17 protein-coding genes and 2 pseudogenes are annotated in these 21,717 nt (G+C 33.1%); 4 read left to right on the top strand and 15 right to left on the bottom strand.

All coding sequences use genetic code 11. The annotated features are described in order from the left end of the window. Positions 1-377 precede the first annotated feature (377 nt). The gene (locus tag AC4BD1_RS12645) at positions 378-2,861 is read right to left on the bottom strand and encodes an MSCRAMM family protein (protein ID WP_490486100.1); all 2,484 of its coding nucleotides are present in this window, start codon (positions 2,859-2,861) and stop codon (positions 378-380) included. A gap of 516 nt (positions 2,862-3,377) precedes the next feature. Here AC4BD1_RS12645 and AC4BD1_RS12640 point away from each other — a divergent pair. Beyond that, complete coding sequence (locus tag AC4BD1_RS12640; protein ID WP_490486099.1) at positions 3,378-4,865, top strand: helix-turn-helix domain-containing protein; 1,488 nt, start codon at positions 3,378-3,380, stop codon at positions 4,863-4,865. A 415-nt stretch (positions 4,866-5,280) separates the two neighbouring features. Here AC4BD1_RS12640 and AC4BD1_RS12635 read toward each other — a convergent pair whose 3' ends face one another. The 4 genes and pseudogenes from AC4BD1_RS12635 to AC4BD1_RS12620 all read right to left on the bottom strand — a co-directional run bounded on the left by AC4BD1_RS12635 (position 5,281) and on the right by AC4BD1_RS12620 (position 7,772). Next, positions 5,281-5,412 carry a hypothetical protein gene (locus AC4BD1_RS12635; RefSeq protein WP_277988536.1) on the bottom strand — a complete coding sequence of 44 codons (132 nt, stop codon included), beginning with the start codon at positions 5,410-5,412 and terminating at the stop codon, positions 5,281-5,283. Further along, positions 5,386-5,645 (bottom strand): annotated as a pseudogene (locus AC4BD1_RS12630) (nucleotidyl transferase AbiEii/AbiGii toxin family protein); the annotation flags it as partial. The pseudogene AC4BD1_RS12630 and the gene AC4BD1_RS12635, both read right to left, overlap by 27 nt. A 96-nt stretch (positions 5,646-5,741) precedes the next feature. Then, positions 5,742-6,386, bottom strand: a complete 645-nt coding sequence (locus AC4BD1_RS12625; RefSeq protein ID WP_490486098.1) for a type IV toxin-antitoxin system AbiEi family antitoxin domain-containing protein — start codon at positions 6,384-6,386, stop codon at positions 5,742-5,744. A 297-nt stretch (positions 6,387-6,683) separates the two neighbouring features. After that, positions 6,684-7,772 (bottom strand): replication initiator protein A, encoded by a 1,089-nt coding sequence (locus tag AC4BD1_RS12620; protein ID WP_490486097.1) that lies wholly within the window; start codon positions 7,770-7,772, stop codon positions 6,684-6,686. A gap of 885 nt (positions 7,773-8,657) precedes the next feature. Here AC4BD1_RS12620 and AC4BD1_RS12615 point away from each other — a divergent pair. Beyond that, a complete protein-coding gene (locus tag AC4BD1_RS12615; protein ID WP_206911180.1) occupies positions 8,658-9,515 on the top strand; it encodes a ParA family protein in 858 nt (285 codons plus the stop codon). Positions 9,516-9,519: 4 nt separating this feature from the next. After that, the gene (locus AC4BD1_RS12610; RefSeq protein ID WP_490486096.1) at positions 9,520-10,071 is read left to right on the top strand and encodes a hypothetical protein; all 552 of its coding nucleotides are present in this window, start codon (positions 9,520-9,522) and stop codon (positions 10,069-10,071) included. 271 nt (positions 10,072-10,342) lie between these two features. On the opposite strand, the pseudogene AC4BD1_RS12605 reads toward AC4BD1_RS12610, so the two are convergent. After that, positions 10,343-10,495: pseudogene (locus AC4BD1_RS12605) on the bottom strand (tyrosine-type recombinase/integrase); the annotation flags it as partial. Positions 10,496-10,801: 306 nt separating this feature from the next. On the opposite strand from AC4BD1_RS12605, the gene xerS reads away from it, so the two are divergent. Beyond that, the gene (xerS, locus tag AC4BD1_RS12600; protein ID WP_490486139.1) at positions 10,802-11,548 is read left to right on the top strand and encodes a tyrosine recombinase XerS; all 747 of its coding nucleotides are present in this window, start codon (positions 10,802-10,804) and stop codon (positions 11,546-11,548) included. 789 nt (positions 11,549-12,337) lie between these two features. Here the strand turns inward: xerS and AC4BD1_RS12595 are convergent. The 9 genes from AC4BD1_RS12595 to AC4BD1_RS12555 form a co-directional block, all read right to left on the bottom strand. Beyond that, positions 12,338-12,724, bottom strand: a complete 387-nt coding sequence (locus AC4BD1_RS12595; RefSeq protein WP_490486095.1) for a DUF4176 domain-containing protein — start codon at positions 12,722-12,724, stop codon at positions 12,338-12,340. 314 nt (positions 12,725-13,038) lie between these two features. Then, the gene (locus tag AC4BD1_RS12590) at positions 13,039-13,569 is read right to left on the bottom strand and encodes a hypothetical protein (protein ID WP_490486094.1); all 531 of its coding nucleotides are present in this window, start codon (positions 13,567-13,569) and stop codon (positions 13,039-13,041) included. Beyond that, positions 13,566-14,807 (bottom strand): T7SS effector LXG polymorphic toxin, encoded by a 1,242-nt coding sequence (locus AC4BD1_RS12585; protein ID WP_490486093.1) that lies wholly within the window; start codon positions 14,805-14,807, stop codon positions 13,566-13,568. Before AC4BD1_RS12585 ends, AC4BD1_RS12590 begins: the two co-directional genes overlap by 4 nt. Then, a complete protein-coding gene (locus AC4BD1_RS12580) occupies positions 14,798-15,160 on the bottom strand; it encodes a hypothetical protein (RefSeq protein WP_490486092.1) in 363 nt (120 codons plus the stop codon). Before AC4BD1_RS12580 ends, AC4BD1_RS12585 begins: the two co-directional genes overlap by 10 nt. Before the next feature lie 15 nt (positions 15,161-15,175). Then, positions 15,176-15,427, bottom strand: coding sequence for a hypothetical protein (locus AC4BD1_RS12575; protein WP_490486091.1), 252 nt, complete (start codon positions 15,425-15,427; stop codon positions 15,176-15,178). A gap of 10 nt (positions 15,428-15,437) precedes the next feature. After that, a complete protein-coding gene (locus AC4BD1_RS12570; protein WP_490486090.1) occupies positions 15,438-15,863 on the bottom strand; it encodes a DUF4176 domain-containing protein in 426 nt (141 codons plus the stop codon). Then, positions 15,860-20,290, bottom strand: coding sequence for a type VII secretion protein EssC (gene essC / locus AC4BD1_RS12565; protein WP_490486089.1), 4,431 nt, complete (start codon positions 20,288-20,290; stop codon positions 15,860-15,862). The genes AC4BD1_RS12570 and essC overlap by 4 nt, the downstream gene beginning before the upstream one ends. After that, positions 20,271-21,443 (bottom strand): type VII secretion protein EssB, encoded by a 1,173-nt coding sequence (essB, locus tag AC4BD1_RS12560; protein ID WP_490486088.1) that lies wholly within the window; start codon positions 21,441-21,443, stop codon positions 20,271-20,273. The genes essC and essB overlap by 20 nt, the downstream gene beginning before the upstream one ends. Then, a complete protein-coding gene (locus AC4BD1_RS12555) occupies positions 21,440-21,709 on the bottom strand; it encodes an EsaB/YukD family protein (RefSeq protein WP_490486087.1) in 270 nt (89 codons plus the stop codon). Before AC4BD1_RS12555 ends, essB begins: the two co-directional genes overlap by 4 nt. Positions 21,710-21,717 lie beyond the last annotated feature (8 nt).

The following is a 21,717-nucleotide window of genomic DNA, read 5'->3' as shown; positions in this document are numbered from 1 at the left end:
TCCAAACTCATCTTATCTATATTTTTTTGATAGTTTAAAAAGAGAATTAATAGAAACAAAGAAAACGCTCCAACTAAAATTAGTATTTACTATAAAACTAATAAATGACCATTTATTTTAAAAAATTGAAGTTACCAAAAAATGTAGAGTTTTTCGAAGCAGCGAACTCTACTCGTCCATTTGATTGGTAGAAGTCATAGACAATTCTGATTTTTCTTGTTTGGAAAATTGGAATCTTTTAAAACAGAGCTATAATTTAACCATAAAAAATCGACCTCCAAAAATTAGATTTTTGGTCTAATTTTTGGAGGTCCGATTAATAAAGATATTTTTTTATATCTCAAATCTTCTATCATTTATTTACTATCAAATTTAGTTTAATGTTTTTTGTTCTTGCGTAAACTAAATACTGCTAATCCAATAAATGCTAATCCAATGATAATAACAATTGGATTACTTCCAGAATCACCTGTCTTAGGAAGAGAGCCACCGCTTGATTGATCTGAACTTCCATTTGGCTTATTACTTGATGAACCTGTTGTTAAATCATTTTTTGATTCTATTGTACTTGATTCTGTTGTACTTGGTTCCGTTGTACTTGATTCTGTTGTACTTGGTTCCGTTGTACTTGGTTCCGTTGTACTTGGTTCTGTCGTACTTGGTTCCGTTGTACTTGGTTCTGTCGTACTTGGTTCCGTTGTACTTGGTTCCGTTGTACTTGGTTCTGTCGTACTTGGTTCCGTTGTACTTGGTTCCGTTGTACTTGGTTCCGTTGTACTTGGTTCTGTCGTACTTGGTTCTGTCGTACTTGGTTCCGTTGGAATAAGTGTATTCTTTTTCGTCACTTCTACGTCTGTGTCATCATCTTTATAAATCGTAAACGTAATTGGTGTCTCATCCAATTCATATCCATCTGGAGCTTTCGTCTCAATAAATTTATAATTACCCGGTTCTAAGTCCGATACATGGATTAGGCCATTTTCATCTGTAATTAAATTTTCATCAAGTACTGTTCCATCTTCTTTAACCAGTTTGAACTCCGCACCAGTCAATGTTTTATTACTTTCACTTGATACTTTTTTCAAAGTAACTGACCCAGTTATAGGTACATTAAGTTTATTAGTGGCGGTTAAATTAATAGATGTTTCTTGCCCTTCTGTCACAATAAATGGAATTGGTGATTCATCTAAAACGTAGCCATTCGGAGCTTTTGTTTCAACAAAGGCATAGTTTCCTGGTGACAGTATTCCCGAATTAATAAATCCCTTTTCGTCAGTAACAAGATTTTCGACAACTGTATTTCCTTCAGCATCAACTATTTTAAATTCTGCACCAGCTAAAGGATTTTTATTATCTGCATCTATTTTATAAAGATGTGCACTACCATCTAGTGTTGTTGTAGTATCCTTACTAGATATATTTGTTCCACTGTAATTAAAATATGCTTTGTTTACAATTGTTTCTCCAGGCACAGCATCAGGATTTTCAAAATGAACTTTAAAAGAAACTTTAATGCTCTCACCTGCTGGTAAATCCTTCAACAATTCATAAGATATACTATTTGTTTCTGAATCATATTCTACATCAGATAAATAACCACTGGAGTTATCAGTTGTAGAAACAAAAGATATAAACTCTGGTAGTGGATCTGTCAATTTTGTGCCAGCAGTTGTTTTACCCACGTTATTCTTAAATGTTAAAGTATAAATCAGATCCCCTGAATTGGCAGCTAAGGTTGATTGAGAGACTTCTTTATTTAAAGTTACTGAATCAAATTGTACTTCTTTTAATGCCATATAAGTACCAGATTGTCTGATTTCTTCTCCGTTACTAGTTAATACTGCATTATTTAAACGAGATCCAAATTCATCTGGTGTAAAATCTCCATCAATATTCTGTGCATACATGAGAACATAGCTATCGTTGGGAGTTAAATTTCCAAAGTCAACTGTAAATCCGCTATCTGTTAAAAATATTTTATCAGAAAACTCTGTAGTAACATATTCCCAACTATTTGGAATCCCATTTTCATCTCTACCATTAACTTTTGCAATTCTAAAGTGGTTAATGACTGTACTATCCCCAGTTGCAGGAATATATTTATCTGGATCTGTCAAATAAGTACCTTCTGGTATAGTATCTACTATTTGAACATTATCCAAACTCTGCTGATTATAGTTCACTATAATTGCAAATTTATTCCTTGATGGGTTGTTAGGATCTAAGATGGCTGAATCATGTCCATATAATTCTTCATATCCTCCATCAGTTATAGCAAACTTACTCAAAAGTGGGTTACCAGGTGTTGTAGTACTCACCTGTGATACCGTTTTGTCACTACTAATAATATTATTTCCCATATATAGATCTGAACTAAATTCCACTTCATCTGGATAATTATTATTAGGATCTGTCGAATTCAAGTAAGGTGCTTTAAACAAAATTTTAACAGTGTTACCTTGGGCATCATGTGGATCATATTTTGTGTGATCATATGCAATATTGATAATATAGTTTCCCTCATTATCCTCTTCCAAGGCTGGATCATCTAAATAAAAAGGATCATCAATAACGATGTTATTCATCATGTACTCTTTGTTTGAAACAATAACTTTAGGAATTGCAACCTTAATAACTCCATCTTCCGTAATTGTCCCCGCTGTCGATGCCATTGACACATCAACCTGAACGTTACCACTCGGATAAATCGGATTAGTAGCAGTAATTGTCACTCCAGGATCATCTCCCGCAACTTTGGGAGTGGAATTTTCTGCAAATGCCATTCCCATAAACCCAAATTGGCTCATTACAATAACAATTATAGAAAGCAAATATGAATACTTCGGCAATCTCTTTTTCATTTTTTTCCTCCTTAATATTTATAGTCATTAACTATATAATAAGCAGATTATATCTTATGAAATCAATGAAAAAAGACCTATTTATGTACTATAGAAGTACCTTATAAGAACAAGGAATTCCACTACAATAAATAAAAAAGCATATGGTATCTCTGCTATTCAAATCTATATTGAATAACAGAGATACCATATGCTTTTTTATTGACTATTTTAAATAAACTTTCTAGTATATATTTAATAACTATCTTGAAAAAGAGAAAATTTTTCTAGTGAAGAATTTCTTTTTGCTATATTTATTAGCAACAAAATAGGTATTATTTGAACAAAATTATATTTATTTGCTTATAAACTATTCATTTTTTCATTGAACAATTTAACTCTATTTATGCTCTGTTGCTACTCACCCACTTAAAACTAGCAAACGTCCATGTTTTTGTCCATGCTCTATCGATGACTTAGTAATACATGCTTATTTGCTTTTATAATATCTTTTCAAAAAGAAATGTGAGGATTACAATGGAAAATTTCAATAAGATTTTGGGAAAAGAGGTCCAAAAAAAAACTGAATTATTATCTCTATTATATAAACAACCTACTATAATTACCACTAATGAATTGAGTAAAAAATTAAAGATGGATCGCCGATCTATTTATAAGTATTTTGGTTTACTATCAAAGCTCCCATATGTTCAAGAGAATAATGGTATTTTGGTTGAGAAACACGGTCAAGGATATAAATTTAACGGGACAAAAAAAGATTATAAAATTCTTTCCACACAGATTATACAGGAAAGCCCTTTCTTTAAATTGATTGAGAATATTTTAACTAATACGCAAGTAAATATTGTCCAATTTGCTTATGATAATTTTTTATCGGAATCTCTGGTTAATAAAAAACTATCCTTACTAAGAAAACATCTAAATACAATGAATCTTGATTTAAAAAAAAGACAGGGAATTGTGAGATTAGTCGGAGATGAAGAAAAAATCCGATTTTTAATCGTTTCTTTTTTTTGGAGAAACTACAATGGTATCGATTGGCCTTTTGCAGGCATTTCAAAAGCTAATTGTAAAAAAATAATATCTACTATTTATAGTCAAAATGGTATTGAAGTACCTCCTGCTAAAATGGAGCTAAGTTGCTATATTTTAGCAACAACTATTCTAAGATCTAAAAAAGGAGGTACAATAATCAATCAACATCTTAATACGTTAACCAAAACCCTTTTCCTTTCGGATAATTTTTTCATTAAAATAAAACATTTTAGTCGTTCTATGTATAAACATCTATCTCCTAAATATCATTTAAAAAGAGAAGACATCGAATACTTGACAATCCTAGCTTGTCGAGAACCTTTTTTTCTAATGCAAATTTTTAAAGATGTTGATACTATTTCTGAAGTTTTTAATAATAAAAATTTATTAGAATTATTATTATATTCAGATGATATCGAAAGGAATTTTACTTACTCTAATTTCCAAACAAAAAAAATTTTCATTAGTAGTATTATTGCCGCTTTTGTTTCAGCCGAAACAATCGGAAAAGTTGATTATACTATCTCTGGTTATAATATTAATAAATATATTCATAAAAATTACCCTACTATTAAACCAATAATCAATGCTATTTTAGATGAAAATAATGTATACAGTGAAGATTCTAATAAACGTTCAAGTTTAATTACCCCTTTAGCGTCTTCTTATGCCTTACTTATATCACCATCTAAAAATCAAAAGCTCATTAAAATTAAAATTGAAACAGATTTATCTCAAAGTTTAGAAACTTTGATTATTGAAAGAATTTCAGATGCATTCAAAAGTTTTTACCATCTAGAGCTTAATAGCTCAATCCCAGAATCAGAAGCTGCATTTTGTTTATGTACAAACTATAGGTCATTAGATTTTATTAATATCGATACACTTTTGATTGACGCACAAGTTTCTTTTAAAGATTTCATAAACATCCAAAATAAAATTAAAAGTATTTTAAGTAAGCATAAATGATACGTTCCTTCCCCCATCTCAAACATTAGTCGAAAAGACTAACGTTTGAGGTGTTTTTATATGACAAAATTTCGATTTAAATATCAAAATCACTAAATTTACTACAAAATTCATCAATAATCAACATTGTTCGTATGACATACTCTGCTATTCAAAGATTGCAAAAGAATAAAATATTACGAGAAAAACCGTATATAGAATAAAAAAAGACAGCCTGATTAATGATAAAAGGCAACTTGTTGCCGGTCTGGCAAATCAATAAAGAAATAGCGAGCAGGAACGAACCTTTTGGTGAGAGAAAGTTTTTTCAATTGAGAAGGCGTTTGTGCCTTCCTAAACAGGCCTTTTCATTTCTTCCTGTTTCTATGTAAAACAAAAAGAGATACAGTCCGACATTAGGATTGCAACTCTTCTTTTATTTATATGCCCATTGATCGCGTAAAATGATCGGGGTTTCTAATTGCATCGATTCAATGACTAATTGATTCCTTTTATTAAAGTGACCTGTCACTGAAATAGTATACTCGGATTCTCTCGTTTCTATCATCCCTTGAATCTCAAATTGAATGCCCTCTTTCGTTGGCGTCTAAAAAATGTCGTTTAGAACCATTGTCAATGTCTCTTTGGTTACTTTCATTACACGTAAGGCCGTATCAATGCCTTTGGTTGTGCAATTTTCAATGCCATATTTTGAGCCAATTAAGAAACCGCCTTTTAACACAAAATTTTCACGATAAGGAGACTCCGATATTTTTTCCAAGAATTTTTCCATCCCATCATAAAATGTCTTAAAAAAAGTTGCGGATCAACTTCTTTTTCTCTGGAAATATTTTTCACTTTTGCTTTTAACTATGTAGGTGTTATGTATCTTCTCCTTTAATTTAAAGCCATAATATAAGAACGCATCGATTTATCTGTTGGTAAAATTCGTCGATACTCATTCAATTTTCTAATATTTTTTCTGTCCGACGCCATGTAGTTTTTAACTGCTTTTACTTTGATTTCATCCTCAACGTTATACCAGGGATTCCAAATGTCACATAAGTTTCTTTCTGGATCATAGGCTATAACAGGATTACCGTAACGACTTTTTACTTCGATCTTACCTAGTTCATACCATTCCGCTTTTGTGTAGTGTAGCTCAACTGCAAATTCCTTTAACCCCTTTTCAGAGACGTGATAACCATAAGGAACGGTCAGATCGATCTGTCTAGGGATCATATCTGTTAAATCATACAAATCTAATGCGGTAATATGTGAAATAATGCCGCGCTCATATTTTTTTTGTGCAATAAACAACTCATCAGGAAATTGACCAGGTAATGTGAAAAAACCTGGATACTTTCGGTCCAACTCCCCTCGATCCACCATGCGTTTGATCGTTACAGGAGAAATGCCCGCTTTTTTTGCATCTTTCAAAGCCAAAGTTCCATTAAATTCTTCTAGCAGCTTGTATACCATTGCTTTTGTCCTTTTCTCCCTCCTTTGTATACGTATAAACTTATAAATATAGCATAACATAAGTTTATACGTATACAATAATTAGGTGTACTAATTTAGCACATTCTCAATTTCATCGGGCGTATCTCTATACAAAACTATATTTTCATACTTACTCAGAACTTATTCCTAAACTAACCGAAGAAGAAAAGAAGACCGCTTTCGGCAATTAGTTCTTTTCAACTATTGGACTAATTTTTACGTTAAAATCGTCATGGATTTCACTTAGATTATACCTTTGACTATCAGCTAAGTGAAATTGGCGGTAGTAAGGAATGCCAAAATAATCTATCATCTTCTTTGAACTTGTTAGAACGGCTAAGCTTTAACAGAATTTTTTAATTCTTCTTCAAGCCAATTTTTTGTTGTCGCAATGGAATTTGAATGATTCGTTTGCAATGCAGCATATTTTGCTGGATAACAATGTTCAGTAAACCAATTTCTCACATAAACAAAAATCAAATTTTGCTTGTTTTCGATTTTTTCAGTCTTAATTCGTTGGTATGCTTTCAACAAAGTAGTGTATAGTTCTGTTTCTGCATTGATTCCATAACTTTCTAGGTCTTCAAAGATTAAAACGTCCCCATTATTTAACTGCTGTGCTTTATGTTTGGCATTATGGATTGTTTTGATTGTTTGCTGTGCTTCAGCGTAAGTGTCAGAAAATACTTTTATCAATTCTAGAACATGTTCGGGAACAAAGGTATCGATACTTTCATCGCTCATAATGGTTGAAAGATTGTCTAACAACAATTTATTTTGTAAAGCGTCTTTTTCAGTGTCTATATAGTGTCTATTAGTGTCTAAAGAATTAATAGAATATAATAGATTGTCTGCGATTTTCGCATTTACGGTGGAAGCCTTGATATCATTGGCTTTTTCCGTATTTGCGATTTTCGCATTTACGGTAGAATCGTTGTCAAAATAGGCTTTTGCCGTACGTGCGATTTTCGCATTTACGGTGGAGCTTTCAGTTTCTTGAGATGGCGGTGAAATTTGGTCACTTTCTGTAATTTTGAAAACATCAGTAGAAGTAACTTCTGCTTTGCCTAGATAAAGTCGATTAGGCGTTGTTTTTATTTGGCCATTTGTTGTGTTGATACGCCCCTTTTTTTGTTTTAAAAGATTTACTTTTTCTAATTCTTTTTTTATTTTTGCTACTTTTCCTTCTCTGCAATGTAGAAGTTCCATTAATTCTGCCACGGTATAGATAAAATAAATATTATCATCGGAATCTACCCAGTTATTTTGAACAGAATGATCGAAACGATCTTTTAGCAGCATATATGCAATTTTTGCGTCATTGGATAATTGCACATATTTTTCGTTTGTAAAAAAAACTTTCGGCATTTGGTAATATTTTTCTCGATAAACTTCTTTTGATTTATAGAACTGAAATTCTGACATATCAACCCTCTACTTTCAATCTAGTAATTTATGTACTCTGTTTGAAAAATAGCAAATAAAAATAGAAAAAGCAATGTGCCAAAAACACATAAATTAATTAGTTACTACCTTTTGTTGGCGATAACGTCGATTAAGTACTACCAAACAAAGCTATTAGTTACTACCAGTTTTAAAAAAACATTTTCTGTTAAGTACTACCTTTTTTAGGTAGTACTTAATAATCTATGTAGATTAAGTACTACCATTTTTTCTTTAAGGTACTACCTCTAATCATAATTACATACTACCATTTTAAGGTAGTATGTAATTATGAAGCCTTATGTTTATTAGTTAAGGATATTTTGGTTCTAATTAAGTACTACCCTTTTATTTAGATTGTTCAATTATCTACTACCTCTTAAAAAAAAAAGGGTAATTAAGTACTACCTTTTAGTTATAGGTAGTACTTAATCGTTCTAATTAAGTACTACCCTTTTTATATGGGGGACTTTCTTTTTATGAAATAGGTACTACCAGTACACGTAATTAGGTACTACCTAACTGATTATATTTTCTTAATTAAATACTACCTTACATTAATTAAATACTACCAAAAAAAAATGGTAGTACGTAATTTTTAAGAAGTTCCTTTACAGACTGCAAATAAAAGAATAAATAAAATCAACAAACGTTATCTGCTTAGTTAACGCCTAATTTTTAGATTGAATAGTTAGCAATACTACCTGTATAGGTAGGCGATTTATCAATGATTTATAGGTTGCTATATTGAATACTACTAATTTAAGGTAGTATTCAATATAAACATTTTGGGTAGTATTTATTATTTGTGATATACTAAAATAAATCAATTAAAGTAGTATCTAATTAAAAGAAAAGAGGTAGGACATGGTAGCGAAGAAATATGTTATTGGTAATTTCAAAGGTGGGGTTGGAAAAAGCACTTGTGCACAAATGTTAGGTTTCGAATCTGCTGTTCATGAAAATAAGCGCACACTCATTATCGATTTAGATATGCAAGGGAATACTTCAGACGTGATGAATTTAACACATATGAATTTTCCAGCAGATGAAGGCGGGGGAGATGGCACACCGATTGCTTATGAAAATACTGTGACCGATGTACTCATTAATGATTTGCCAGCAGAAGAAGCTGTCTACAAAGTAATTGATAATTTATATATATTGCCAGCAGATATGTCATTTGAAATGTATGATGATTGGGTGAAAGAACATTTCAGCGATTCTTTATCACAATTTAAGTATATGGAAGAAAGACTACAGCCATTATTCGATCAATTTGAAGTTATTTACTTAGATGTACCTCCTTCTATTTCAGTTTATAGTAAGTCAGCTATGTACATTGCCGATTGGGCCATTGTTGTTTTGCAAACCCAAGTTAAATCTATGAGAAATGCAATGCAATATTTGGAATATATGGACTTTTTTGTCAAAGAATTTGATACAGAGCTATATGTTGCAGGGGTCATTCCTTTCATGCTAGAAAGTGGTGACGCTGTTGATCAAGAAATGTATAAGCAAGCACAAGAAATTTATGGTGAACATTTAATTAAAAATGTGGTATTAAAAAATGCGCGTTTGAAGCGTTATGACGGCTCGGGAATTACTATGGAAAAAACGAAAAAAGGTTTATTAAAACAATGGGATAGAAAAAGCCATGAATTGTTTATCAACATATTAAAAGAACTGGAAGAGCATGAAAATTGGTATGCGGAGGTGAACTAATTCAATGGCAGATATTAAAGGGTTAGATATTTTTGGGAATAATAAAGGGCTTGCTAAAATAAAAAAAGAAGCGGAAGCAAAGAAAAAGCAACCAGTGGTTAAACCTAAAGTAGAAGCAAAGCCAAAAGAACAAAATAATAATTTGAATAATGTACCTACAAGTCAAAATCAATTGAAGCAGGAACATGTAAAAAAAGCAGGAGCCCCTATTAGGAAATTTGATAAAGTCTACTCTGCAAAGCATCCATTGAAATTATCAACGTTACTCAATGCAACTTCTAGAGTTTTAGTTGAAAAATATGAAACGAGTATGACGCGTGATGAATTGCTGAGAAAGGCCTTAGATGAGTACATTAAACAAAACTTGACACAAGAAGACAAGCAAGATTTATTTAATGACGTGAACAAAGAGTTGGATTTGTTTCGAGAAAAGTATCCAATTATTCCAGAGTTAGATAGTAATGGCAAGATTATTCGCTCTGCCAAACAAATTGAAAAAGATACAAAGGAATCAATCCAAAGTAATTGGGGGATGAATTCTAAATCAAGAAATTAAAAATAAGATACTACCTAATAGAGGTAGTATCTTATTTTTTTACTCAATCTTGAAAACTAGAATAAGAAAACTCGCTTTAGTATTAGCGCCGATAATTAATCATAGTTTGATAGTAGCTAAAAATTTTTTTGCTTCTCAAGATAAAAAATTTTGTGTTGTTCAATAATATCATGAAAAAACTCTACTATTATGTAGAAGGTTTTTATGCTCTTAAAAATATGTTAGCTGCTCTTCATCCACTAAATATTTCATAATATCGTAAGTGAATTTTTCATATGCCAATTTTAAAGTCTGCTAGTGAAGCATCAATTTCATCTTCTGTAATTCCAATGTATCTTTTAGTGATTGCCTGAGAACTATGATTAAAAATAAACATCAGTGTAGCAATATCGTGTGTTCGTTTGTAGTAATGGTAACCAAAAGTCTAATGAACTTAAAAGAATTAAAAAACAAAACGTTAATAAATGCGAATTTTAGTTCATGATTTTACATAAAATAGTGAACTCAGAATATTTTATATTTATCTGTACATTAATTTGTAATATACATAATAGAAGATTTCAGAATGGGAGGAGAGGCAGAATCATTAGATTCCCTACAGATACGGATTGCTACGCAATATAAAGCCTACCTTCTTAGCAGAAAAAAACAAAATTCGAAACAGGTCAATAAGGATGGCTCTCCAAAGGAATCCACTGCAACTTTGTCAAAAGTAACAATCTAGCGAAATATTACTGCATTAAAGGTTTTATTTAAGTATCTATCGGAAAGTCACAATAATGTAATCGGCAAACCTTACCTGTCTCACAATATTATGCAGGAAATATCAAATGTGACTGAAAGACAAACACTTCAAGCTAGAGCAGATTTGTTAGAAGAAAAGCTGTTTCTCGGTAATGAAACTGAAGAGTATTTGAACTATATTAATGATGTTTATCCTAGCATTCTCTCATCGCAAGCGATGAAGTACTATAAACGGGACCGAGAAAGAGACCTTGCAATTAATGCATTGATGTTAGGTAGCGGTCTTCGATTATCCGAAGTAGTCAACTTGAATGTCGATGATATTAGTTTTGAACAAAATCGAGTTTCAGTCGTCCGTAAAGGTGACAAAAAAGACTCAGTTAGGATCGCATCTTTTGCAATGGAATACTTAGCAAATTATCTAACTATTAGAGATTCACGTTATCACCCAGATAAATACGAAACAGCATTCTTCGTCTCAATTAGCAAAGGTATAGCTAAAAGAATTACGGAATCAGCAATCGAAAAAATGGTGGAGAAATACTCTTCTGGATTTAAAGTACGTGTAACGCCGCATAAGCTTCGCCACACGCTTGCTACAAGATTATATAAGCAATCTGGAGGAGATTTGATCCTAACTGCTCAGCAACTAGAACACAGTTCAACACTTACGACGAACTTGTATGTCCACGTGGAAAACAATACAACTACAGATGCATTGAATTCTTTATAAAGCTCAACAAGACATAAGTAAAAAGTTTAAAAAGAAAAAATAGAGCTACCACAATACTTCTGTGGTAGCTCTTATCATTCAAGTAACTATGCTTTATTTTTAATGTTTGATATGTTATTGATTGTTTTTTTATGATCGATATTTCAATATTAAATAAAGGAGTGATTTAATATTGAAAAGCAAAATAGAAAATGCTGAATTACAAACAAGTTACAGACGGTGGGACGTTGCAAAGTCGAGGCAGTTACCTATTAACCGATGGCTCATTGCAGATTTTTAGATTCAATTATCTAGAAATATTAATCAAGATCCCTTACAGTTAGTTACTACTGAGAGTGAAAAAGAAGAAATCAAGCATTTATTGGCACCTGATTTTACAGAAGACGATCAACAAACTGAACAAAATGGTTTATTCCAAACCTATACGAAAGAAATAAATGATGTCTCGATCCAAATAGACTGCAATTTACTCCATTAAAATTATCAATTATTATCAAATCAACCTCTAGAAACATTTATATATAACATTAAAATCAACAGATATCGCGACATCTCTAACTAATAGCATTCAATTTAGCATTCAATAAACTAATTTACGTGGGGATATTAATTAATGTATTAAAGCATTGATCTAGTAAAAAACACTTTACTATCTATGGTTAGAAAGTAAAGTATTTTTTATTCTTATGATTCGACAAATTTAACAGAAATTCTTTATAAATCAAAAACCAAATAAAACGAATCATCTTCATCCAGACAAACAAAATTAGCCTCTAGATGATTTATTTTTTAGAAACCAAAAGTTTCTTCATTTTGAAATTTATTTTTATTCGAATTTTTCTGTTCGTTTTCCTTAATAGTTTGTTTTAGATTAACAACAGAACCTTTGGGAACCTCTAGGTTATTTTCTTTCCATTCTCTCAAAGCTTTCAACACTGTTTTTTCATTTACACTAAGATATCCTTTGTGTAATACTTCTCTAATATCTTCCTGATTAAAGTAAGCAATTTCTTCAATATTACTTAAACCCGTTAGTTGATTTACTCCTGCATAATCTACATAATAAATTATTTCTTCCAACTCAAGAAGTGGTTGTCGCGCAACAATTAATAGTGGTACAACCCCTTCTTTCAAATACACGACGCTTCCCAGTGGTAACAAATTCTCTTGATTCATAATACATCCTCCATTCTAATTATGTTATTACTGCTGCCTCCAACATTCCAAAGACCTATACTTTATATTTATAAAAGTATAATCAAATAAAAATCATTAATCTTCTTTATTCTTAAACATTATTTTAAACTTTACTTTTTCAGTAGAATATATCGTTCCATTAAATACAGTCATTACAATAATAATTATTGTAATGACTAATACCAATCTCTCTTGTACCATAAACGGAAGAATTAGAGTAAATAATCCAGAAAAAATCGTTAATCCTATCAACACTATTAACGATTTTACGTAACAAAATATTTTCATTATTTTCACCACCATTTTAAAACTTTTTGTGTAATTATTAACGGTGTAACTGCATACCCTCTACCTACATTTTTTAAAACAGCACCTCTCTTTTTCAATTCTTTTTCTAAGTGTTTTTTACGCCAATAAGATACAACTGAAAGGCAAGCGACTAAAACTATCCAGAAAAGAATTAAATTGATAATTCCATCTAAAATATTTATAGGAAAATTACCTCTACCCCAAAGCCAATTCTTTGGAACAACCCCCCTCATAAACGCACCTAAAGGAAGGATAATTGCTATTCCTAAATAACTTTTCTCCGATTTCTTTTTTATTATTTTTTTCATTTCCAAACCAGAAATACAAAACTTATTTAAAGAAATATTTGTTTGATATATTTTTCTATGAATTTTATATTGCTTGAACCCTACTAATAAATTATTTTGTTTGATTAAATATTCTTTATTATCATCTGAAATAAATAGATACCATCCACGAACTATTCTTTTTTGATCGAAACTTAAATTTTTTATTTTACCTTCTAATTCATTCATCCAAACACCCCAGAAAAATAACTATTGACATTATTTGTTAAATTTTTCCAACCTGATACTACCGCATTGCCAACATTATCTTCAAAGTCTTTGACATTTTTAAAATTATCTCTCAAATAATCATTGCCAAACCCTACTAATGTTCCTACTGCAATAGTAATTCCGAGCCCTGCACCAATAGGTGTCATACCCAAAATAGCTACTCCAACACCTGTCACCAAGCCCGTCGTAATTTCTTTACCCCAAGCTTCTTCCGCGCTATCTCCTGTTGCCACATCTATTCCTACACCAATTAATGTTCCTGCTCCTTCTGTCATCGCTTTTCCTACATATTTAAAAGTTCCTTTAATCGTTCCCTCAGTCATTTCTCTCGCAGCTAAAGTTGCTCCAGGAACTTCTCCTAATATCTTGCCATCTGGCAATTCCAATGAATAACGATTCTGCCAAATATAGCTAGAAGCTTCTTGACTGTATTTCATACCTTTTTTTGTAAATACTTTCTCCGTTTTTTCACTAGCAAGTGTTACTCCTGTTGTTTGAAGAACAGAAATAATTTCTCCATAGTTTTCAGCACCTGTTTGGATTTTAGTAAACCACTTTTTATCCGTCCCTTTCGGCAATGAATAACTCCCGTTACTATTCACCGTTGTTCCATTTAATACCATGACTCCTTGCATCGCCAATTTGAAATCATCTAAACTATTTTGGAATAAGTTTTTTGTTTTGCCATTAAATTCAGTTAGTTTTTTGATTTTCTTTTTTATTCGGTCAATATCTTTTTGATAGCTTTCTGCTCTTTTTAAAAAGTCTCGCTGTTGTTCTCTCAACATATCGGCAATTGCTGGAATCGGGATATTCGCCAGTGTTCCTGCTACGTGAGCCGAGTTTTCAAGAGAAGCTTTGGAACTTTGTAAAATGGTCAGTTGTTCTCTTAAATTATCTTCATCCAAGTATCCTTCATCAGAAATAAAACTATTTGCAGCAGAAAATTTCGTCAAATCATTTTGAACATTTGTAATCGCTGTTGATACACGTTTAATGGACGGAATAATTAATTCTGAAAACAGCCCTTTGCCTGCATTATACGCGGCTCCCGATAAAGTATGACCATCGACAGCTGCCACTAAACGTTGGCTACCAGTATTTAATTGCGCTACAATTGCATTTGCAATAGATAAATTGGTAGTAAGTGTGTTTATTACACTACTCGCATCACTACTTGAATAAATTAATCCCATGGCAATTCATTCCTTTCTTTTTGAAATTGAAGACGCTCTTCATTTAGTTCTTCATTTTTTCTTGTACATTGTTGCCAAAATTCTTGGCTGGCCTGTTGAAAGGCTTGATTAAATTTTCTTTGTCTATCTATCAATTCTTCTTGGAACCAACGGGCTTCTCTATTACCGCCTTGGATTAATTCATTCGTTAAATTCTGTAATTTACGTGAATCTCTTGTTAGTTCCCCTTCTAAGTTACCATATAACTCTTGCATTTGCCTTCTTGTACTTGACAATGTATCCATTCGTTGCTCTGTTTCAACTATTTTACGATTAAACTCTGTTCTTATTTTATCATTGGTTTCCTTTTCCATCGGTCAATTCTCCTATCAAAATTTCGTCTGACTGTCTCGTGCAGCAATCACAGCAGCTAACTTAGGAAACTTATTGGCTTGTGTATTAACCGAAGAAACAAATTTGGTTAAATCATTTAACATTTTATTTCCTATTTCTGAACCTTTTTTCATACTAGCAATATTACTTTTTCCTAGTGTACACTTTTGTCCTCCGCTCACTGAGACATTACTAATCCCAGAAACTGCCGCTTGGGCAGCTCCTTGGTTAGAGGCAACTTTTGTCATTGATTAGTCCTCACTTTCTAAATTTGTAAAAAGGGTCTGCTTTTAATTTTTCTTTTTCATCTTCTTCTAATTCAACTTCTTCTACTTCTTGAGAGTCTGGGATTGTCGTTGCTTTCGTTTGTGATGTTGCTGGGCTCGACTTAGCATTTATCATTTGTCCAATCAAACCTTCTAAAAATTGCTTATCAACTTCATTTGAAAAGCCTTCATACACAACTTCGGAAATATCACTAGCTTTGATTGAAAAAATTTGTTCACTCGGTATATCACCAAAAGGATGTGGCGCCACTTTGTAACGTGAAATAACTTCTCCATGTTCATTTCTAGCAATTGCTCGAGCAACAATTAGAAAAAGCATTGTTCCATAAGCGTCTTTGTCTTCTAAATAAACCATACTCCCCAATGGTAAAAAGGGTGTCGTCAATTTTTCACTCATTTTTTCACCTCCGTTGGTATGACAATTTTATCTAATATATCGTCTTGTAAATGATTTAAGATATTTCTTGGTATTGGAATATTTTGTTGGTTGAATGGAACATTTTCAACAAATAATTGATTTTGTAAGGTTCCACCAAATAAAACTTGAGAAAGATTTTCTTTCACTATTGAAACAAAATTTCCATACGTAGCTGTTAATTTCATTAAACTATCCAGAACAATAAGTTGCGTATTGGAACGTGATTGGTTTAATAGTTGGCTAACTTCTTCTAAATCAAAACTACCCTTGTCTGTTAGATCTACTAAACCATTTATAACCACCATTCGCTGTCTTTCTTTTTCTAACGCTATTGCTGTTAGGGCTTCTTTAAGTTCAGCGCTTTGCTGTGCCACTTGTGTTCGTTCAATGTAAATTGCGACCTTGTCTGTCATCGTTTCCAAATTCCCCGTAACATCAATCAAGATAACTTCGTGATCAGCAGACAATTCTTCCAGTTGCTGCATAAAGAAAGGCATTAATAACTGGAATTGTTTATTAGATTCAACAAAAATCCCCAATGTTTTTCCTTGGAATAACGGGAATGTTTCTGGCAAAGCACTTAATTTGTTTAATCCCAAATAGAATTGATTGGCTTCTTTTTCTGGGATGAATTGTTGAAATTTTTCAACGGTTAATTCTTCAGGAACCATTGGAATCGGTTCTGGGCGCGCGCCTGTCCAATCTTGATTCATTTTATTGACTTCTGCTTCTAAGTTTTCCAACAGCTCCGCACTAGTCGCTCCTTTTGTTGGCAAATAAAATTGAATCGCAGTTGGTACTTCTAATAGGACTTGCCCACGACCATTGATGGCTTGGGCAGCTAAGACTTCCCTTCCTAGTAAAGAATTTAATTCGCTCTCATCGTTTAAATACAATGCCATTTTTGTGGCAATATTACTCATCATATTCATCCGAATACTTCCTGAACGACTGGCAGTAAAGACTAAGTAAACACCAAGACTGGCACCATCTCGTAGTAATTGTAATAATAATTCGTCAATACCGTCTTTACGTTTATCTTCTAAGCTTAAACCATCGTAGCTATCTAACAAGTTAATAATAATTGGCAATTTGCTTTGCGTTTTGGCTTCATACTGTGCCAAACTGGCCACACCGTTAGTTTTAAAAAGCTTTTTCCGTTGTGCTAGAAGTTGGCTAATTTTATCCAACATTTTCTGTAATTTTTCTGCTTCTTCCAAAGTCACAATATCGGCTACATGAGGTAGACCTTTTAGTGGTAATAAGCCGTTATTTCCGAAATCAATTAAATTAAATTGAACTTGCTCAGGAGTATTCTTATGGGCAAGATTGATTGCTATCGTTTGTAAAATCGTCGACTTTCCATAACCTGGACTAGCAAAAATCCCTGTATGACTAGTTTTTTCTAGGTCATATTCATAAACCTGCTGGCTTTGTTCTGCTGGAATATCTAGTAAACCAAGTGGGATTTTTATACTTCTTTCTATCGCTCGTTCTACAACTGGGGTTGGAATTTGTTCTTCAAGATTCGGTAACCACGGTTTATCAGGAATCGTCAGTGTTGATTGTTCAAAAATTTCGCCAATCGTAGTAATAACAGCTTCCAATTGGGTTGGTAAGTCGCTCGTATCTTTACCTTGAACCACTTCTTCACCTGGATCATAAAGCAATTCAGTTTGACCTAAATCATTAATCCGATAAATCCGTTCATCCACCACTTCTTCCATCACCTGGTCAGGATCATAAGGTACTCCAGCATAACCACTTTGGAACATTTCATAGACTTCGTTTTCTCCAACTTTTAAATACCCCCGACCAGGATTGGTAATTTGAGCAGCGTCCGGTGTTTTCAATAATTCGTTAGAATCTTGAACACTGGCCATTTTTAACGCAATTTTGCTGGTACTATTGGCTTCAATTTGATCATTTACCACACCACTTGGTTTTTGTGTCGCCAAAATTAAATGAACACCCAATGAACGGCCAATTCGTGCCACCGAAGTTAGCTCATCTAAAAATTCTGGAACATTCGCTTTTAATTCAGCAAATTCATCAGAAACCAAAATTAAATGAGGCAATGGTTTAGTAGGATAGATAATATCAGGTTTCGGTTCATGTCGTTGTTTGTATAAACTCATATATCCGTTGATATTATTCACACCATATTTAGCGAATTCACGTTGACGTTTATCCAATTCTGCTTTGATACTGGCTAAGGCTCTAGCTGTTCCGGCTCCGTCTAAATTGGTAATAGCGCCCATAAAATGCGGTAGCTTATCTAATGTATTGGCTATTCCGCCACCTTTCCAATCAATAATCAACATGCCAATATCTTCAGGAGAAAAATTAATCGCTAAGCCAATTAAATAAGTTGTTAAAAATTCTGATTTTCCCGAGCCAGTGGTCCCTCCAACAAGTGCATGAGGCCCATGCAAACGTTCGTGTAAGTCCCAATAGACATAATCTGATTTACCACGCCAGCCAATTAGTGAACGAATTGATTTATTTGGCTGCGCATTCAACCAACGTTGATCGATAGTTAATTCTTCAATCCTTGTTACTTCGTATTGCTCAAGTAAACTCAGACTTTCTGGCACCGCATTCTTCTCCACTTCCACATGCTGCAAATTCGCCAAGCGCTGAATCGCATAAGCAAGCGGATAAGCAGTCGGTAAATGATTAGGAACGAAGTTTTGGTTCACATATTTATTATTTTGATTGATTAAAGTCGCCGCTTCACTACTTTGATACTCAATCAGTGTAGTTGTCGTTTCTGGTAACATATTTAAAGCATCTTTTCCCCAAATAACTGTCACACCATATTGACTCATATCTTCAGCTAAAAATTCATTTAAGCCATGCCCTGACAACCAGCTTTCTTCTAAAATCGACAGAATATACTGTGGTTGAAAGTGAACTTTTTCATTGCCGGCTTCGCGCACTTGTTGACGACGTTTCGTAATCATTTGATAGAAAGAATTTAAAACCATATCCCTTGTTTGAGGATCGTGAACAATCCCACGCAAATTCAGGCTGCGGATTTTGACGTGTGGCAACCAACGCCAAGAATGCCAATCTTTCTGATAATCTTCCTCTGGTACTAAAGTAACAAACTCTACGTCACGATAGGAATGTAAAACAGACACTTGAAATAACAACGTTTGAATGGCTGTTCTTAAAACAGCAGGTGTTCCCGCCAATCCTAAGGTTTGTCCCATTAGTGGTACAACAATCGGCGCCTTTTCTAATTGTTTATATGGCCATACTAATTGTTCTTCAGCTTCTTGACTTAGTGAATCATCTTCCGTTGACTGATAATTTGTCGTAAAACTTGAAGAAATTTCACCAACCCCTAAGCGAACTGTCAAAAAATCTTCATTAGTCATCATGCGTTCATATATCCGCGCATGATACTCTTTTGTCATTAAGGCTAATTCGTTCATGGCAGGATTCATATATTCCAAGGCCTCTTTTTGTTTTTGTTGCAGTATACTCAAACGAGCTTTCTCTTGTATTAAATATTGTTCGTAGCTATTTGTCCGTTCGATATTCTTTTGCTTTGTTTCTTTTTTATTGGTGAAATAACTAGAGACTGAAAAGCCAGCCGTCAACAAACTCGCTCCGCCCATACTAAGCATCATAATTGGATTGCCCCCACTTAAAAAGCTTGTTGCGCCACTCAAAACGACCATTCCTAAAGGTGGGACAATCGTCCGTAACAGTTCATTTTTCCCTTCTGTTTGCTTGGCTTTTGGGGCAGCAATTTCTATTTGTTTTTTTGGCTCCTTCAAGTGAATCCGTGGGCTTCGTCGAAATGACGGGAAATCCACAGGATATTCTGGAATAGCCTCCTCTTCTACAATTTGCCAAGGATTCAGGGAATATGTAGCTCCTAGACTTGTTAACTTTAATTGTTTTTCCCGAACTTCAATGATTAAGCCATTGACAACTAATTGATCACCGACTGCAAAAGCATAGCTTCCTTTTTCAACTAAATAATGATTGTAGTAAATCGTATCTTCTCCGGGATAAATCGTTGCTGTATATTCCCCAGTTTCTGATGTTAGTGTAATATTGATGATGGCATCTGTTTCTAATGAAATCGCAGCATTTTTGGCAGAGGCAATTAAAAAATCTTTCTGCGGTTTATTGGTGGTGACAGTAATCAATTCTTCGTGGGGAAAAACAGAAAAATTTTCAGCAGAATCAAAGGTTTCACCATTACAGAATAATTCTTCATTTTCGTAAAAAAATAATTGTTGATTGATTGAAACACTTGGGTTTTTAGCCGTAATTTGACGGTGAAGAAGTTGGGGACCAAAATAAAAAATGTCAAAATAAATCATGCTAGATGTATGAATTTGATCATTCACAGAGACCAATTTTTTACTGATTTTCGTTGTCATCCTTTTTTCCTCCCAAGATTTTCATGTATTTATCAATCGCTTCTTCATATTTTGTTAACAATGCTTGTTTTTTCTCGCCGTTCATTTTGTTATTGGCTTTGGTTGCATCATATAATTTTGTATAGGCATGTAATATATATTGGTTATCGCCTAAATTTTGGGCAATATCTAATGATTTTTCAAAGTCTCCTTTGCCAATATAAATCCAATAAAGTAAGGTATTTTCACTAGATTTTTGAGATAAATTATTTAAAATTGCTGTTTTTTGTTCATTTGATAAATTATCTAGTTGGACAGAACTAACAGCAGCAACATACTTAGCTCCTATCGGCAATTCTTCTGGTGTATCTTCTTTTAATGTTTTCGTAACACTCGCATAGTCATTAGAAATATACTGCGCTTCTGCCAAACTCACTCGCTCTTGGGCTGGTAATTTTTTTAAGACATAAATCCCTGTTGTAGTTGCAAAAAGTAGCGTTAAAGCCAATAACACTAAGCTGGCCCATTTAAAGGTTAAATAACTTTTTTTACTCACTAATTTGGTTTCTGCTTCACGCTTGGCTTTTTGACGAATGATTTGTTCACCAATGATTTGCTCAATTTCATTGATTGTTTTCGCCTCTTGTAATTGTTTAGATAGCATATCTTTCAGGGTACCATTCCCTTGAATCAATTGTTCATACTCATACTTTGGATGTAAGATTGCTAAAATCAGCGCTCGATATTGTTTAAAAAATTCTCTTTCATCTGCTGAATAAGGCACAATGACCTGCATAAAACCACGATGAGCAATTAATAATTCTTCTCCCAAGATATAGATGTTTTCTGGATGAATAAAGGGTTGGACCGGCGCACCTAAGAAATCAACCAAATAATGAACTCTTTGCGCTAACAATAATCGCTCATATTGATCCATTTTTTTTATCGCTTGTAAAATGGATTGCATATATTGATCCTTATGGTATTGAATCACTAACGCTTCTTCCGTTGCTTGCATTATTTTTCCCGATAAAAATCCGCGACTTGGTTTTAAAAATTGTTGAAACTGTTCTAGTCTTTCTAACTGGTATTGATTTGCTTGTAATGTCACTTGAACATATTCTTTTGTTGCTTCTAACGTGATTGTCTCTGAAATATCCTTTAACTCGCTCATTCATTTATCTCCTTCACAGTTTCTTTCACTAATAGTTGATCGCCGTTTCCCAAAGGATAGTCCACGACTAATTGATTGTCCGCTAGATGGATTGGTTTATTTAAAACAACTAATTCAAATGATTCTGGCAAACGAATTGGCAATAAGTCAAACGACTCAATTAATAATTCCTTTAACCGAGCAATTGATATCTGATTAGGAATTTGTAAATCTACAATTTGTTTTCCCACCTGTAAGCCTATGCTAATCGACGTCCCTTTATTCATATTCCATT

The organism is Enterococcus sp. DJ147D b (genome assembly GCF_058216655.1).
This window is presented reverse-complemented; position numbering and strand designations above follow the sequence as displayed.

Excerpts from the sequence above, each read along its gene's own strand:
- AC4BD1_RS12640 (WP_490486099.1), top strand. The coding sequence starts at position 3,378 with ATGGAAAATTTCAATAAGATTTTGGGAAAAGAGGTCCAAAAAAAAACT.
- AC4BD1_RS12610 (WP_490486096.1), top strand. The coding sequence starts at position 9,520 with ATGGCAGATATTAAAGGGTTAGATATTTTTGGGAATAATAAAGGGCTT.
- AC4BD1_RS12620 (WP_490486097.1), bottom strand. The coding sequence starts at position 7,772 with ATGTCAGAATTTCAGTTCTATAAATCAAAAGAAGTTTATCGAGAAAAA.
- AC4BD1_RS12570 (WP_490486090.1), bottom strand. The coding sequence starts at position 15,863 with ATGAGTGAAAAATTGACGACACCCTTTTTACCATTGGGGAGTATGGTT.
- essC (WP_490486089.1), bottom strand. The coding sequence starts at position 20,290 with ATGACAACGAAAATCAGTAAAAAATTGGTCTCTGTGAATGATCAAATT.
- AC4BD1_RS12590 (WP_490486094.1), bottom strand. The coding sequence starts at position 13,569 with ATGAATGAATTAGAAGGTAAAATAAAAAATTTAAGTTTCGATCAAAAA.
- AC4BD1_RS12595 (WP_490486095.1), bottom strand. The coding sequence starts at position 12,724 with ATGAATCAAGAGAATTTGTTACCACTGGGAAGCGTCGTGTATTTGAAA.
- AC4BD1_RS12645 (WP_490486100.1), bottom strand. The coding sequence starts at position 2,861 with ATGAAAAAGAGATTGCCGAAGTATTCATATTTGCTTTCTATAATTGTT.
- AC4BD1_RS12555 (WP_490486087.1), bottom strand. The coding sequence starts at position 21,709 with ATGAATAAAGGGACGTCGATTAGCATAGGCTTACAGGTGGGAAAACAA.
- AC4BD1_RS12575 (WP_490486091.1), bottom strand. The coding sequence starts at position 15,427 with ATGACAAAAGTTGCCTCTAACCAAGGAGCTGCCCAAGCGGCAGTTTCT.
- AC4BD1_RS12625 (WP_490486098.1), bottom strand. The coding sequence starts at position 6,386 with ATGTTATGCTATATTTATAAGTTTATACGTATACAAAGGAGGGAGAAA.
- AC4BD1_RS12615 (WP_206911180.1), top strand. The coding sequence starts at position 8,658 with ATGGTAGCGAAGAAATATGTTATTGGTAATTTCAAAGGTGGGGTTGGA.
- AC4BD1_RS12580 (WP_490486092.1), bottom strand. The coding sequence starts at position 15,160 with ATGGAAAAGGAAACCAATGATAAAATAAGAACAGAGTTTAATCGTAAA.
- AC4BD1_RS12585 (WP_490486093.1), bottom strand. The coding sequence starts at position 14,807 with ATGGGATTAATTTATTCAAGTAGTGATGCGAGTAGTGTAATAAACACA.
- essB (WP_490486088.1), bottom strand. The coding sequence starts at position 21,443 with ATGAGCGAGTTAAAGGATATTTCAGAGACAATCACGTTAGAAGCAACA.
- AC4BD1_RS12635 (WP_277988536.1), bottom strand. The coding sequence starts at position 5,412 with ATGATAGAAACGAGAGAATCCGAGTATACTATTTCAGTGACAGGTCAC.